The sequence below is a fragment of the Paeniglutamicibacter cryotolerans genome (assembly GCF_014190875.1).
Taxonomy (GTDB): Bacteria; Actinomycetota; Actinomycetes; order Actinomycetales; family Micrococcaceae; genus Paeniglutamicibacter; species Paeniglutamicibacter cryotolerans.
Genome location: NZ_JACHVS010000005.1, coordinates 120,241 through 135,180 on the forward strand (window position 1 = coordinate 120,241; position 14,940 = coordinate 135,180).

At 62.8% G+C, this 14,940-nt stretch carries 14 protein-coding genes and 1 pseudogene; 13 read left to right on the forward strand and 2 right to left on the reverse strand.

Features of this window, described 5'->3' with window-relative positions; genetic code table 11:
• Positions 1–238: 238 nt before the first annotated feature.
• The 8 genes from E9229_RS18665 (at position 239) to E9229_RS18695 (ending at position 7,962) form a co-directional block, all read left to right on the forward strand.
• Positions 239–2,338 (forward strand): copper-translocating P-type ATPase, encoded by a 2,100-nt coding sequence (locus E9229_RS18665; RefSeq protein WP_183513286.1) that lies wholly within the window; start codon positions 239–241, stop codon positions 2,336–2,338.
• An 88-nt stretch (positions 2,339–2,426) separates the two neighbouring features.
• Entirely contained in the window at positions 2,427–2,921 is a 495-nt protein-coding gene (locus E9229_RS18670) for a DUF6153 family protein (RefSeq protein WP_221184796.1), read from the forward strand.
• 90 nt (positions 2,922–3,011) lie between these two features.
• Entirely contained in the window at positions 3,012–3,620 is a 609-nt protein-coding gene (locus E9229_RS18675) for a DUF305 domain-containing protein (RefSeq protein ID WP_183513288.1), read from the forward strand.
• A 233-nt stretch (positions 3,621–3,853) separates the two neighbouring features.
• On the forward strand, positions 3,854–5,380 hold the full coding sequence (locus E9229_RS18680) for a multicopper oxidase family protein (RefSeq protein ID WP_183513289.1): 1,527 nt from the start codon (positions 3,854–3,856) through the stop codon (positions 5,378–5,380).
• Between the two features lie 444 nt (positions 5,381–5,824).
• Complete coding sequence (locus tag E9229_RS19585; RefSeq protein WP_312855761.1) at positions 5,825–6,217, forward strand: recombinase family protein; 393 nt, start codon at positions 5,825–5,827, stop codon at positions 6,215–6,217.
• Positions 6,218–6,325: 108 nt separating this feature from the next.
• Entirely contained in the window at positions 6,326–6,451 is a 126-nt protein-coding gene (locus E9229_RS19765; protein WP_281369655.1) for a hypothetical protein, read from the forward strand.
• A 356-nt stretch (positions 6,452–6,807) separates the two neighbouring features.
• Entirely contained in the window at positions 6,808–7,314 is a 507-nt protein-coding gene (locus tag E9229_RS18690; protein ID WP_183513290.1) for a hypothetical protein, read from the forward strand.
• Positions 7,315–7,962, forward strand: a complete 648-nt coding sequence (locus tag E9229_RS18695) for an RES family NAD+ phosphorylase (RefSeq protein WP_183513291.1) — start codon at positions 7,315–7,317, stop codon at positions 7,960–7,962.
• Between the two features lie 87 nt (positions 7,963–8,049).
• Here the strand turns inward: E9229_RS18695 and E9229_RS18700 are convergent, their stop codons facing one another.
• Positions 8,050–8,688, reverse strand: coding sequence for a CHAT domain-containing protein (locus E9229_RS18700; protein WP_246380974.1), 639 nt, complete (start codon positions 8,686–8,688; stop codon positions 8,050–8,052).
• Positions 8,689–8,830: 142 nt separating this feature from the next.
• On the opposite strand from E9229_RS18700, the gene E9229_RS18705 reads away from it, so the two are divergent.
• The 3 genes from E9229_RS18705 (at position 8,831) to E9229_RS18715 (ending at position 12,800) form a co-directional block, all read left to right on the forward strand.
• Entirely contained in the window at positions 8,831–9,037 is a 207-nt protein-coding gene (locus E9229_RS18705) for a hypothetical protein (protein WP_183513292.1), read from the forward strand.
• A 52-nt stretch (positions 9,038–9,089) separates the two neighbouring features.
• The gene (locus E9229_RS18710; RefSeq protein WP_183513293.1) at positions 9,090–9,308 is read left to right on the forward strand and encodes a hypothetical protein; all 219 of its coding nucleotides are present in this window, start codon (positions 9,090–9,092) and stop codon (positions 9,306–9,308) included.
• Between the two features lie 231 nt (positions 9,309–9,539).
• Positions 9,540–12,800, forward strand: coding sequence for an RHS repeat-associated core domain-containing protein (locus E9229_RS18715; protein ID WP_183513294.1), 3,261 nt, complete (start codon positions 9,540–9,542; stop codon positions 12,798–12,800).
• 271 nt (positions 12,801–13,071) lie between these two features.
• Here the strand turns inward: E9229_RS18715 and E9229_RS18720 are convergent, their stop codons facing one another.
• Positions 13,072–13,212 carry a hypothetical protein gene (locus tag E9229_RS18720; RefSeq protein ID WP_246380976.1) on the reverse strand — a complete coding sequence of 47 codons (141 nt, stop codon included), beginning with the start codon at positions 13,210–13,212 and terminating at the stop codon, positions 13,072–13,074.
• A gap of 193 nt (positions 13,213–13,405) precedes the next feature.
• Between E9229_RS18720 and E9229_RS18725 the strand changes: the two genes are divergently transcribed.
• Complete coding sequence (locus E9229_RS18725) at positions 13,406–14,173, forward strand: RHS repeat-associated core domain-containing protein (protein WP_183513295.1); 768 nt, start codon at positions 13,406–13,408, stop codon at positions 14,171–14,173.
• A 323-nt stretch (positions 14,174–14,496) separates the two neighbouring features.
• A pseudogene (locus tag E9229_RS20160) lies at positions 14,497–14,928 on the forward strand (DUF6308 family protein); the annotation flags it as partial.
• Between the last annotated feature and the right edge of the window lie 12 nt (positions 14,929–14,940).

Genomic DNA, 14,940 nt, shown 5'->3' on the forward strand with positions numbered 1-14,940 from the left:
GGCCGGGTAGGGGCAAGAGCCAAGTCGGTTTTCCCGTGCTCTTTCACCTTGATCAACTATACCCCTAGGGGGTATAGTTGGGCTGGATGTTAGAAACATGCCCATCGCAGACATCGGCCAGTCCTGCCCCGACTTTTCACGGCCCAACCGTCGCGAAACAACACCGGCCCGACCGCCACCTCCCTGGGAGATCATCACTTCACCTTAGAACAGCCCATCCCCTGACCTCAGGAGAATCATGGAAGATCACGACCACCACAAGTCAATGCCGGACATGGACCATACGGCCATCGGACACGGCATGATGAAACACGGCGCCGTGGACCATGATGAGCATGCGGTCCACACCCAGGGCCAGCATGCCGGACACAGCACCGCCATGTTCAAAAACCGATTCTGGTTGACCCTGGCACTGTCCATTCCGGTGGTGTTCTTCAGCCCCATGTTCGGTCACCTGCTCGGGTACACCCCACCGCAGTTCCCCGGCTCGACGTGGATCGCCCCACTGCTGGGCACCATCATCTTCTTCTATGGCGGCCAACCGTTCCTCAAGGGAGGACGACAAGAGATCAAGGCTAGGCAGCCTGGCATGATGCTGCTGATCTCCATGGCCATCACGGTCGCGTTTACCGCCTCATGGGTGACGAGCCTGGGCCTCGGCGGCTTCGATCTGGACTTCTGGTGGGAGTTGGCCTTGCTGGTAGCCATCATGCTGCTGGGTCATTGGATCGAAATGCGGGCACTGGGCTCGGCCCGCGGCGCCCTGGACGCCTTGGCGGCGCTACTGCCCGACGAGGCCGAGCGGGTCATCGACGGCGGCACCGAAACCATCAGCGTCACCGCGCTGCGCACCGGGGATACCGTCCTGGTTCGCTCGGGGGCGCGGATGCCTGCCGACGGCATCATCACCGAGGGTTCCGCCGAGGTCGATGAATCGATGATCACCGGCGAATCAAAAACCGTACCGCGTACCATCGGGGATCCCCTGGTGGCGGGAACCGTGGCCACCGATAGTTCGCTGCGTCTGAGGGTCACGGCTGTTGGTGATGACACCGCACTGGCCGGGATCCAACGACTCGTCGCTCAAGCCCAGGCGTCCACCTCACGCGCCCAGGCACTGGCTGACCGGGCAGCGGCGTTCCTGTTCTACTTCGCCGCCGGCGCTGGCGTCATCACCTTCATTGTGTGGTCTTTGCTGGGCAGCATCCCGGACGCCGTGACCCGCACCGTGACGGTTTTGGTCATTGCTTGCCCGCATGCCCTGGGGCTGGCTATCCCCCTGGTGATCGCCATTTCCACCGAACGAGCCGCCCGCTCCGGGGTGCTGATCAAAAACCGGATGGCTTTGGAACGGATGCGCACCATCGATGTGGTCCTGTTTGATAAGACCGGCACGCTGACCAAGGGAGAACCTTCCCTCACCGCCGTCGCCTCGGTCCAGGGCCTGAGCACGGGCGAATTGTTGGCCCTGGCCGCTGCCGTCGAATCCGACAGTGAACACCCGGTGGCCCGTGCCATCGTCAACGCCGCCCAGCGGACGGGGACGCCGTCAGTGACGGTCACGGGCTTCCGGTCGATGACCGGTCGCGGAGTCAGCGCAAGGCTCGGTGATTCAGTGCTTGCCGTGGGCGGTCCTGCACTATTGGCGGACCTGAACCTGACCGAGCCCGAGGACATAGCCAGCGAAACGAAAGTATGGAAGTACCGGGGCGCTTCGGTGCTGCATGTCATGCGGGACGGCGCCGTGATCGGGGCCCTCGCATTGGAGGACGAGGTCCGGGACGAGTCCCGTCAGGCAGTTCAAGCCCTGCAGAACCGCGGTATCAAGGTCGCCATGATCACCGGAGACGCACGGCAGGTTGCCCGCGCCGTGGCCGCCGAACTGCATATTGATGAGGTTTTCGCCGAGGTCCTACCCCAAGACAAGGATGAGAAGGTCGCCGAACTGCAGGGGCGCGGGCTCAAGGTGGCCATGGTCGGTGACGGCGTCAACGATGCCCCGGCACTGGCTCGCGCCGAGGTTGGCATCGCGATCGGCGCCGGGACCGATGTCGCCATGGAATCCGCCGGTGTGGTGCTGGCCGGCAACGACCCGAGGGCCGTGTTGTCGATGGTGGATCTCTCCCACGCCAGCTACCGGAAAATGTGGCAGAACCTGATTTGGGCCACCGGCTACAACATCATTTCCGTACCCTTGGCTGCCGGGGTGCTCGCGTTTGCCGGGTTCGTGCTTTCGCCTGCTGCCGGTGCTGTGCTGATGTCTCTCTCCACGATTGTGGTCGCCTTGAACGCGCAATTGTTGCGCCGACTCAAGCTCAACCCGGCCGACGCCAGCTGATACCTGCTCCGCGGCGAACCACCCAGCTGACACCCGTAGAATCCGCAACAACCCATTACATCCGGCCATCCACAGGAAGGAACCCGCCGTGCGCATGAGCAAATCCCTGCCCATCGTGGGAACCGCCCTATCCCGGCTCGGGTTGTTCGCCGTCGTGCTGGCCCTTATCGGGGGCCTGCTTGGCATGCACACAATGGGTATCGTCCATGCAAAGGCGATGGCCTCGGCATCGATGGCCCACCCGGCGTTAGTTCTCACTCCCGCCATGGAGGGTACTGCGGGTGAGCGCACCACCACCTCACATAGCCTTGGACAGGCCAATCTCGTCGCAGGCATGGCCAAGCCTGCCCTTCACGGTGGTCCGATCGGCTGTGGCTTCTCACCCTCCGACGATCACGCCTCCATGACCGGTCACGGGACCTGCGTCCCCTCCTTTGGCCCGGATTTTTTGGGCCTGCCGACCCCGGGGGCACTCACCTGGACCCAAGTCCGAACCGCGTTCACGAGGGCACCCGGACCCAAGTCGATGGGCCGTGTCCCCGATCCTCCCTCACTGATTCAGCTTTCGATCAACCGAACGTAAACCGATGACCTGCCCACCGCCGTGCTGGCGGGCACCATCGGCACGCCCCAGGGGAATGCCGTTTACCTTTCGAACCCTTTTAGTGAAGGAATGATCTCCTTGAAGAAATTTCTAGTCCTCTCAACCACTGCCGTCGCCATCGCCATCGCCTTGGCCGGGTGTTCCACCGGAGCTGACGAGACCATGCCGGGCATGGACCATGGCACCTCGGCCACCGCAACCGCCCAAACCCCCGTGGCCGAGGGGGCACACAATTCCGCTGACACGATGTTCGCCCAGATGATGCTTCCCCACCACGAACAAGCCGTGGAGATGAGCGATATCATGCTGGCCAAGACCAGCCTCGATCCCCAGATCGCGATGCTGGCCCGGGACATCAAGAAAGCGCAGGGCCCGGAAATCCAAAAGATGACCACTTGGCTCACCGGATGGGGCGAGCCAACCACCATGTCCGGAAGCCACGGCATGGACGGCATGATGACCGATGCCGACCTGGAAAAACTCAAGGCAGCGCAGGGCAACGAGGCGAGCACACTGTTCCTGTCCCAGATGATCAAACATCACCAGGGTGCCGTGGAGATGGCCCGATCCGAGGTCACCGACGGAAAGGATGCCGACGCCGTGGCCCTGGCCAAGAGCATCGTGTCCTCCCAAGGATCCGAAATCAAGGACATGAAGGACCTGCTCACGGCCTTGTAACAGCCCTTTCGGCCTTCCCTTTTGCGGTGGTGGATCCGGGATTCCCCGGATCCACCACCGACCGTTCCATTCCGACCAGCTCCTTCTGGCCTCTCGGTCCGGCACGGCCCACGGGCTGCGCCCCCCTTTGCGATGCCCTGCCCCCGCCCCCGCCCAGCAGGCCCCATCCCACGGTCGCTGGCATCATCTCTTTCGTGCCTCCTCCGGACACGCATGTCATAAAGGATTCCCCCATGACCCACCAATTAAACCGGCGTTCGTTCCTCGGGCTCTCGGTCGCCACGACCGCAGTGGCAGCCCTGGCCGCCTGCACACCCACACCGCCCGTGACCACCGGGACTGCCCGCATCCTGCCCACCGACCCGCTCGTCACCGCCTACGAAACCCAGCGGGCGAGCACAGGAAAAACCGTCTCCCATGCCCTCACCGCGAGGTCTTTCTCCACCACCCTGGCGGGGAAGAACATCACCACCTGGGGCTACGACGGCTCTCTCGTCGCGCCGACGCTTCGCGGCATGGCCGGAGACCAGCTCAACCTCACCATTGCCAACCAGCTTCCTGAATCCACCAGCATCCACTGGCACGGTCTCGCATTGCGCAACGATGCCGACGGGGTGCCGGGCCTCACCCAGGAAGGCGTAGGCACTGGCAAGGATTACCCCTACGATTTCAAGTTGCCGCATCCGGGCACGTATTGGTACCACTCGCATGTGGAGATGCAGCGCGAACGGGCCCTCTACGGGGCCCTGGTCATTGATGACCCCCAGGAACCTTTGAAGTATGACAAGGAGTGGGTGATTGTCCTGGATGACTGGCTCGACGGCATCACAGGTACCCCGGACGAGGTCTTGAAGGAACTCTCCGAGGGTATGGGCGGCATGGGGGGCATGAATCACGGCAGGGGCGACGGTGGCATGGTGATGGGACACATGCTCATGGGTGCCACCAGCGACTTTCTGGGCGTGGACGCCGGCGACGTCGCCTACCCATTCCATCTCTTCAATGGCCGGGAACCCGGGAACCCGGAGATCTTCACGGCAAAAAAGGGTGAACGGATCCGGCTGCGCATCATCAACGCGGCAGGTGACACTGCCTACCGGATCGGGGTCCCGAACCAGAAGCTCACCGTGACCCATACCGACGGCTTCCCGGTCCAGCACATCGAGGTCGATGCCGTGGTTCTAGGCATGGGGGAACGCATCGACGCGCTTTTGACCGTCCGTGACGGCCACACCCCGGTGGTGGCCCTGGCCGAGGGGAAAGCCCAAATGGCCTACGGGCTACTCTCCACCGGGACCGGGACCCCACCGGCCAGGGGCAGCCTCCCAAAGACGTTGACGGGCAAGGTCGTGGACGGCGGCCAGCTCACCGCCGACCCGGCCGTGAGCCTGGCGACCAAGACACCTGACCGGGTCCACGAGCTTCGTTTGACCGGCGGGATGGCGAATTACGACTGGGGCATCAACGGCCATCGCTTCGACATGGCCAAACCATTTGAAAACGCCTTTGATATCAAGGCCGGTGAGCGAGTGGAAATGAAGTTCGTGAATGACACCGAAATGTGGCACCCGATGCACATCCACGGCCACACATTCCAGGTCGGGGACACCGGGGCCCGCAAGGACACCATCATCGTCCGCCCCAAGGAAACCATCATCGTCCGGTTCGACGCCGACAATCCGGGCCAGTGGCTCTTCCACTGCCACAACGCCTACCATGCCGAACGCGGCATGATGGGCGTCTTCTCCTACGTCAAATAGGGCTGGACTACCCTGAAATCCACGACCCTCGTCCCATATCCTGGCCCACCATAGGCGCTTTCCGCAGCCTCCACCTGAGCACATGCGGAAGCATCCCTGGAGTCGAATCCCCTCGGAAACGGAGGAAGCGAGCTATTTTCCTACGAGGCTCTGAGGGAGGGGTTGGCACAACTACCGCTCCCTCCCATCAGAGCTGAGACATCTGAGGCCTCTCCTACAGCGACGAAGGTTCTGGCAAACGAAGCTGGAAGGGAAAGAACCAGAGCATCCGCAACTACCGGCTCTGAGACAGTTCAGGGGCTCGGAAGCAGGCAATCAAAAACCGTCCACTACTCTATTTTGGATCACCCCTCGCAGCTTTGGAGTACACCCCAACGCAACACATTCATCTCCCGAGAAAAACCGTTGCGTTAGGGTATCTATTCATATTTTTGCGGCAGAACCGTGCATGACCCTAGACATGACGCAACACGAGGGGCAGCACATCGGCTACGCCCGGTCTCGAGCACCGACCAGAACCTCGCCCGCCAACTGGCCACCCTCGGAGAGGTGGACCGCCTCTTCGAAGAGAAGCAATACGACGCCCAACGCACCGGACGCAACGCCCTGACTGAGATGACCGCCCATACCCGGGCCGGTGACATCGTGGTGGTTTCCTCCATGGACCGGCTTGCCCGATCGGTGGTCGACCTGAACCAAATCGTTGCCGAACTGATCGCCAAGGACGTCACCGTCGAGTTCCTGAGCGAGTGGACCAGCTTCCGTCCCGATGCCAGGGATCCGTTCGCGGAGTTCCAGCTGAACATCATGGCCGCCTTCGCCCAGCTGGAGCGTTAGATCAGCAAGGAACGCCAAGCCGAAGGCATCAAGGCAGCCAAAGCCCGCGGCGTGGATAAAGGACGCGCTCGGAAGCTGAAACCGGAACAACTCACAGAAGCCCGCCAGATGATCGATGTCGGCGCTCCCAAGGCCCGGATAGCCCGACAGCTCGGCATCGACCGCTCCAGCCCGCATCGGGCACTGGCCCTCGACATCACTGGAGGCGGGATCGCGGGAACCCCTGGACAATGAGAACCGGCATGTCGGGGACCGGCCACTCTCAGGCCCACGGGAATAGCCGGCAATAGCGAAGATTCACGCCCAGGCATGGTTCTGATCGCCCCCAGGGCCCCCTCGCAAACAGACGGCATAATTCCTCAGCCGACACGGCTCTCCCACCTGACCTAGCGCCCCGTTCGTGCGCGGCGTATTAGCTTCAGGCCTAGAAGCTGGCCAGCAGACGAGTCCTCCGGGGTTTATTGATAGGCCGGTCTCACAATCCACGGCCTCTCGCGCGCAATTGGTTGACGCGGTTGACGCGGTGGGTGCGCGAGAGCATACTGAATAATGCAATCAGTTGACACAGTTGACAGCACTGGAGGTGCGCCATGGGAACGCTGGCAGAACGAAACCGCACCGAGCTCATGGAGTCGCTGGCCGACAATCTGAAGGCATTGCCGGATGAACAGCTTGAAGCCATCAAAGACTTCGCGGGTCTCGCCCGACGCATGGCCCATCTCGTGCCGGCTCCCCCTGGCACCTATGGCAACCTGATCGGCCCCGTTTACTCGACCAAGGCACTTCAGGCAATGTGGGATATCAGCCGCGAAGCAGTGAGCAAGAAGGCGCGCTCCGGAAAGCTTCTCGCCCTCAAGGTCGATGGTGAAAACCTCTTTCCGGTCTTTCAATTCCGCGGTAATGAAGTCCGTGCAGACGTGCGGGACATCGTGAAGGTCCTTCGAGAAAGCGCCGATCCTTTCACGGTCGCCCAGTGGTTGCGCACCCCACAAGATGATGATGCTCAGAAGAGAACCCCCTTGAGTCAGCTCGACGAGGGCTGCTTCGAGGTCGTGAAGTCTTCAGCCACACGTGCCGCAGCGCGGTGGTCTGCCTAAGTGAATGACAGCACGCCCCGGGAATCATCAACCCAGCAGCCCCCACCTGAGCAGGCCGACATCAGTCTCTTCCCCATCAAGGAAATATCCCAGGGAAGGCAGTGGAGTCGGGCACACAAACGCAGCAATGGGCCCTGGTTCTACTCATCGAGCATGGGCGGACGCTTCGACATCAGGGAACCGCACGGCACCTGCTATGTGGCGAACACGGACGAAACCGCCGTTCGTGAAATCGTCGGACCTGACTTTATCCGAAGCGGAATCATCAACGACGCTTTCGTCAGCGATCGTGTGGTCTCCCAGGTGACCCTGCACAAAAGCATCAAGGCCGCAAAGCTCACCGATCCGCTGGTGTTCCAGTTTCGTGTCACTAATGAGCTCAGCAATATGGACAACTACACCATCCCGCAAGCGTGGGCCGCGGCTTTCCACACCAGTGGATTCAAGGGCATCTGGTATCAGCCACGCTTTTCTGCAGGAAAATCCAGGGCCTTGGCCATGTTTGGCCCAACGGGTCCGGCCAAACATGGCTACGAAACAGGTCGGGAAATGCGCGACGTCGTCGATGAGATGCTCGACCTTTCCGTCGTAACCACCCAGGGTCTGGATCAGTACGAAGTGCTGGACAAGCCGGAAGGCGACTTCTAAAACACTCCGTACCCAACGACCCATGATAGGTGCGAGGACCCGCCGGCATCCGGTTGTTGTCCTTCAACCACGACGCCAACCAAGGAGCTAAACCCGCTCGTCAACCGTTATCGGTTTCACCAAAAATGTGGTGGCCGGATCGGCATCCCAGGCGTAAGCGAGCGTGGGGAGGGCCGCGCTCTCCAACCCGGCGAGCTCAAGCGCCGCCTGACCAGATAAATGAGCGGAATTGATTGAGCGTCCATTGGCAACGGCTGCATAGAACTGCGCTGCGTCATTAATCGCGTCAGCGCCGTCAATACTGTCCGCCATACCAATCGCGAAAGGCACCGCGTTGGCCGCAACATCGTCAATCTGCGAGGCGGAGTTACAGGAGTTCATCAAAACCAGAAGCGGTGGGTCGTCCGTTGCTTGAACTGCCTTTGCAAAAGCTTGCGCCGAGACAACATGACCCTCATGATGTTCATCGACGTCCTGCTCGAAGACAATGAGTTCGTGGTTGCTGTGTCCAGAGAAGTGCACGACATGGGGTCGGAATCTAGTAATTCCGTCTAACAGATCGGCGGTGGTGGCCGCGGGGCGCACATCAAGGTCAATCTGGTTGCGGTGTAGAGCAGATTCCACCGCGGCACGGATACGCTTCTGTTCTCGGCCCACGCGCAGATCTCCCTCGGAGGAAGCGCCCAGGAGCAAGACGCGCAGTTTCTCCGGCTTGGGCGTCGGCATGTCCCGCAAAACTTTATCAACCGCAGCCTCCGAACCGGACCCTCTGGCTTCCAACGCCGACCGTTCTGAACCGTCCCGAGAATCATGCCGCCGTCTTGCGGGCGGCAGCGTCCGCGTGAGCAGCGGGTATATGCATGACGGGTTGGGACGACAGACCACCATCCCTGCCGTCGATGCACCGCGCACCTCGAGCACGGCCGGCGGGACCGGGGCCATTACCCTGGGCTACTACGACGACGACAGCGCCCGCACCCTCACCCGCGGTGAGGTCACCACGACCATCGGATTGGATCCGGCCGGCCGCCGGCCGCCGGCTGGCCCTGGGAACCTCCGGGACCGGGAGCACTGAAACCAAGCACTACACCGACACCACGGATAACCCGGGGTGGAGCACCCGCACCGTGGGCACCACCACCCTGACCACCCGCTACGAATCCACCATCGGCGGTGATCTGGCCCTGAGCATGACAGACATCGAGGTCGAGCTCGCCAGGGCCTCGCCGGGCACGCCTGAACACCTCCGGCTCGAACGCCAGCTCACCGGCCTGGATGCGGATGCCAATGCCGCCGAGGAGTGCCGCTTGACCGAGCTGCGGACAAGGTTCGACGGTACCGGCTAAGCGCGTTCCGGCCTGCGATCAGCCGTTATGCGGCGGATACCTCTGCGCCTCATTACCCCTCCCCCGGAGCCCTTGGCAGGGGGCCACTCCCCGCGAGTCACACCCGAGGTGAACGCCTCCTACGGGGTCAGGCCCGGGCCCCGGAAAAAGTCAATCCACTAGAACTATTGATTTCACCCACGTCAGCCGATAAACATGCCCCATCACATTGCTTCGAATTGGGGGTCGACAATGCCAGGAACCGTTCCGCCGGACCATCACCACGCCGACGCGGGCGTGGTGCCGCCCCGGCCCCAGCGACGAAGCCCCTGGAACACGGCCCTGGTCGGGCTGGCCGGGCTGAGCCTGATCGCCTCCCTGAACACCGCCATCGCCCCGGCCGCATTCGCCGCCCCACCGGTAGGCGGCCCGGCCCCAACGGACCTGCTCGGTCAACGCCCCGGCGCCACCGCCCTGCCGATCCCGGTCAGCGACACCGTGCAGGCCTCGGTGGATGTCGGCACCGGCAACCTCCTGCTCACCCTCCGGGGCCTGGCCCTGCGCGGGGTCAACCAGGACACCACGGTGGGCCTGAGCTTCAACTCCCTGGCCACACCTCCGGCCGCTGGGCCCTCGGTGGTCACCCCGCCGCGCTGGAACCTGGCCATCGCCGGCACCGGGGTTCTCTCCACCGACGGGCCACGCATCAACTTCCACGGCGCCGACGGATCGGTCTCCGTGTTCACCCCGCTCACCGGATCCACCACCACCTTCACCGCCCCTCCCGGGGTCAAGGCCGACCTGGTGAAAACCGCCACCGGCTACACCCTGACCTCCCGCACCACAGCCCAGGTGGTTACCTTCGATGCCGACGGCAAACCCACCCAGAGCGCCGACCGCAACAACAACGCCACCACCCTGGCCTACAGTTCCTGGAAACCGACCACCGTCACCGCCACCCGCGGTGCCACCGAGGCCCGGACCGCCACCCTGACCTACGACTCCGCCGGGATCCTGACCGGCTTCAGACAGGCCAGCGGATCATCCGCCCGCCAGGTCATCCTGGCCACCGACGGCGCCGGGGACCTGACCCAGGTCACCGACGCGGCGGGCAAGAACACCACCTTCACCTACACCGATCACCGCATCACCTCGGTGAGCTCCCCGACCGGGGCCACCACGAAGTTCAGCTACGACGCCTCCGGACGGGTCACCTCGATCACGGCCGTGAACACCGCCCCGGGCGTCGGGAACTCAATCACCCGCTTGGCCTACCCGGACACCACCCAGAGTCTGGTCGCCGGACCCAACACCGACCAGGGCGCTGCCATCACCACCGTCCCGCGCACCACCTACACCCTGACCTCCACCAAGAGAGTGTCCCAGGCGGTGGATGCCCTGGGTCGTGAACGCGCCACGACCTATACCGGGGACTTCGACACCCTCACCGCCACCCGTGGCACCGGGCCGGGGGCCGGAACCACCACCAACGCCTACGGCGCGAACTCGGGCCAGTCCCTGACCTCCTCCCAATCCCCCGGCGGGGCCACCAGTGCCCTGGACTACGCCAACACGGCGGCCAGCACCGCCTACCTGCCCACCTCGGGCACCGACGATGCCGGGAACACCTCCCTGTTCACCTACAGCGGGAGCGGGAACCCGTTGAGTTCCCAGGACGCGCTGGCCGCCACGGCCACCCTGACGTACAACACCGACGGGACTCCTGCCACCGCGCTGGCCCCGGGCAACGGAACCAACAAGAGCCTCTACACCTACGACAGTCTCAAGCAGTTGACGAAGTTCACCCCGGTCACCGGTTCCTCCCTGGGGGTGCGGACCTTCACCTATGACCTGTGGGGGCGCACGGCCACCGCGACCAACGGTGCCGGGACCACCGCGACCTATACCTACGACGCCCTGGACCGCGTCCGATCCATCACGCATTCGGGCGGGACGGCGAACACCACCTACACCTACAACAACAACGGGCAGCTCGCCACCCGGACCGACCCGCAGGGAACCACCACCTACGGGTACGACCAGCTGGGCCGGCTGACCTCGCGGGCGAACACGGCCGGCGGAGGGACCATCGCCTACGGCTATGACAAGGCCTCAAACCTGACCTCCACCACCGATACCCGGGGCACGACAACGTACGCGTTCGACGCCTCCGGTGTCCCGTCTTCGATGACGTACCAGTACCAGGGCACGCCCCGGGTGTTGGCGTTCGGCGTTGATGACCGGGGCCGGCGCACGGACACCTGGATGGATACCAACCCCGAGCACACAATCTGGGCAGCTCATACCCGCACCCGTTACGACACCACCGGCCGGGTCACCGGTGTCCTGGCCGAAGAACAATCGGCTACCGCCGGCCTGACCACGGTGGTGGACCTCACCTACTGCTACGCCGCCGGGTCCACCGCCCCGACCTGCCCAAGCAACGCCTCGACGGACCGATCCAAGATCCAGTGGACCAAAGACAACAAGTCCGGGGCCGTCACCGCCTATACCTACGACCGGGCCGGCCGGCTGACCAAGGCGGCGATCACCGGCGGATCCTCGCCGGCGACGTACACCTACACCTATGATTCCCGGGGGAACAGGCTGACCGCCACCACCACCGGCAGTATCAGCGGCAGCCAGTCGTTCACGGTGAACGCGGCGAACCAGATCACCACCGCCGGGTACGGCTACGACGGGGCCGGGAACCTCACCGCCGACCCGAACGGGACCTACGCCTATAACGCAGCGCAGCAGATGACGACCGTCACTAAGGGCGGGGCAACGTATCACTACACCTACGCCGGTGGATCGCAGAACGAACTGCTCTCCCAGACCACGCCCACGGGAACCTACCAGCTCACCTACGGACGCACCGACGCCCAGGGGATGCCGGTCATCGAGCAGTTGAAGAAGGACAACCTCACCGCCTACCTCGAACACGACCCGGTCACCGGGGAACCGTTGATGCTGCGCACCGCATCCGGGAAACAGGCCCTCTACGTCCACGACGGGACCGGCAGCCCCGTGGCCCTGATCACCAACGAACCCTACGTCGCATTCGCCTACGCCTACGACCCCTACGGCACACCCGTGCTGACCCAGGTCTCCGGCGGCAACGCCGTCGCCCAAAACCCGTACGCGTTCAAGGACGGCACCCAGGACCGCACCACCGGCTGGGTCAAATACGGGGCCCGCTGGTACAACCCCGCCATCGGACGCTGGACCCAGCAAGACACCCTGGACGCACCACTGGACCCGGCCAACGCCAACCGGTACGCGTACGCCGCGAACGACCCCACCAACAACAACGACCCCACAGGAAGGGACGTGGGGGGCTGTATCGGCGGAGTTGCAACAACGATTAGCGGCTACGCAACTTTCGGTGCCGGTCTTCTCACAACTGAAGTCGGCGTTGGATTTCTTGGTGTCGTCGCTGGGCTAGGTGGCATTGTTGGGGGCCTTGCAACAGTCGGTCAGCAGTGTTACGACACCCCCTACGGAGGATAAGTGCGAACATCCTACAAATGGGGTTATGCGATCATATTCGCCACCCTAGCAGCAGCTCTGGCCCTGGCACTGACGAGCACGAGCCAATGGGCCGCAGCCCCCGTTAGCCTAATGATCATTTTCTTCATAACGTTGCTCTGGCGGCAGAGAAAGGACCGTCATCCGTCCAATAAAAATGCGGCGAGGGGGTCTGAGGAAGAACCGCCCGGAAATTCATGCTAACGGCGTACCGAGGAGCCGATTCTGGCGCGGACGGCAATAATCTGTGGATCTACTTGGTGATGTCGCCGGCCCGTTTGATGGCAGGGTAGACCGTTGAGTGGGCTACACCGAAGAGCTCGGCGGTTTCTACGGTGGTGTGTTTCCCCGCCAGATGAACGAGGGACGCCGTGATTCCAAAAATTGCATTCATTACCCTTATGGTTGCTGGCCTCGTCATGATAGGAGTTGCATGCATAAGCGCAATATTCTTAGGAAACTTCCCCGTATTCTATGTAGTCGTTGGGGCGTTTATGGCGCTTGCTGGCGCCCTTGGTTTCAGAGGAGTGAAGAAAGACAAAAATCACTAAACACGGTTCAGAACCTATAGTGGGGTCGGGTAACTGGTGAAATCCACCAAGACCACCGGCACCGCGTACGCCAAGACCTATGCCGGGACCACCCAGCACGAGATGCCCTCGCAGAAGTCCCCGGCCGGGAACTACGAATTCACCTACGGACGCACCGACGCCCAGGGACTACCGGTGATCGAGCAGGCCGAACACGATAACCAAGGCGCCTGCCTCGAGCACGATCCGGTCACCGGGGAACCGCTGATGCTGCCCACCAGCTCCGGCATGCAGTCACTCTACGTCCACGACGGGACCGGCAGCCCCGTGGCCCTGATCACCAACGAACCCTACGTCGCATTCGCCTACGCCTACGACCCCTACGGCACACCCGTGCTGACCCAGGTCTCCGGCGGCAACGCCGTCGCCCAAAACCCGTACGCGTTCAAGGACGGCACCCAGGACCGCACCACCGGCTGGGTCAAATACGGGGCCCGCTGGTACAACCCCGCCATCGGACGCTGGACCCAGCAAGACACCCTGGACGCACCCCTGGACCCGGCCAACGCCAACCGCTACGCCTACGCAGCCAACGACCCCATTAACAACGCCGACCCTCTGGGGCTGGTGACAAGCCAATGCTTAATTTCGGGGGGAGTAACAGCCGGTTTGGGCCTAATCTCGGTGGCGTTGGCGATTGGTGCGGTTGGGGCGACTGGAACCATTCTTGGGGCGCCGGCTGGCGCGGTACTCACTGCAGGATCCCTAGCGGTAGGCGGTGGCCCAGCCGCATCTCTTACCTACTCGCTCTTCGTGTGTCTCTGAAGGGAAGCTGTAGATGCTCTTACTGTTTATTCCATCGCTGTTGCTTGTGATGTTCAGCGTGCCATATTTCTACAAGAATCCTCGGCAGCCTGGTGTTCCTCTGACGCGGGAGGGCCGGGTTAGGTTCGGACTGATACTCCTAGCCGGGATTGGCATGCTCACGTGCATTTTGCTGTTGTTTTTGGGTGTTCCACCGATTTAGTGCAATGCCGGGATCTTCCTCAGACCCCGAGACACGGCACGCCGGAAACCCCGAAAGGCGTTCACAAGATCACGGCGTCAAGACGCCCGCACCACGGTCAATTCCGTAGAGCCGAAAAACCATGAAACGCAAATATTTCAATATAATTATCCAAAAAATCGACGGGTTGACGGAACATGACAAAAACTTCGAAGGAAATGCCGATGTCCATCCGCGTTCAGCACACTCTCGGCCACGGCGTCTGGAACTACCTCCGAGGCCAATTGGGCGACGTACAAGCGGACGGTTCCACGTCGCCGTCGGACCGTGCCATCGGTTACCTGCGCACGTACCTCTGCGGCACCAACCCCGTAGTCGGCGGGGCTGGCCGGCCATCGGTCGGCGGTTTGAGCACCCCGGCACAGTGGACGATGATCCCAACACCATCACCGCCACCGACCTCGTCGCGATGTCCCTCCTCTCCGTGAACGTACTGCCGCGCGCGGCATGGACCATCCTCACCACCCTCGCAGCGGCGCCGACCGAGGCACTTGAACGGATCCCGACGGATCTAGCGATCCAAGGA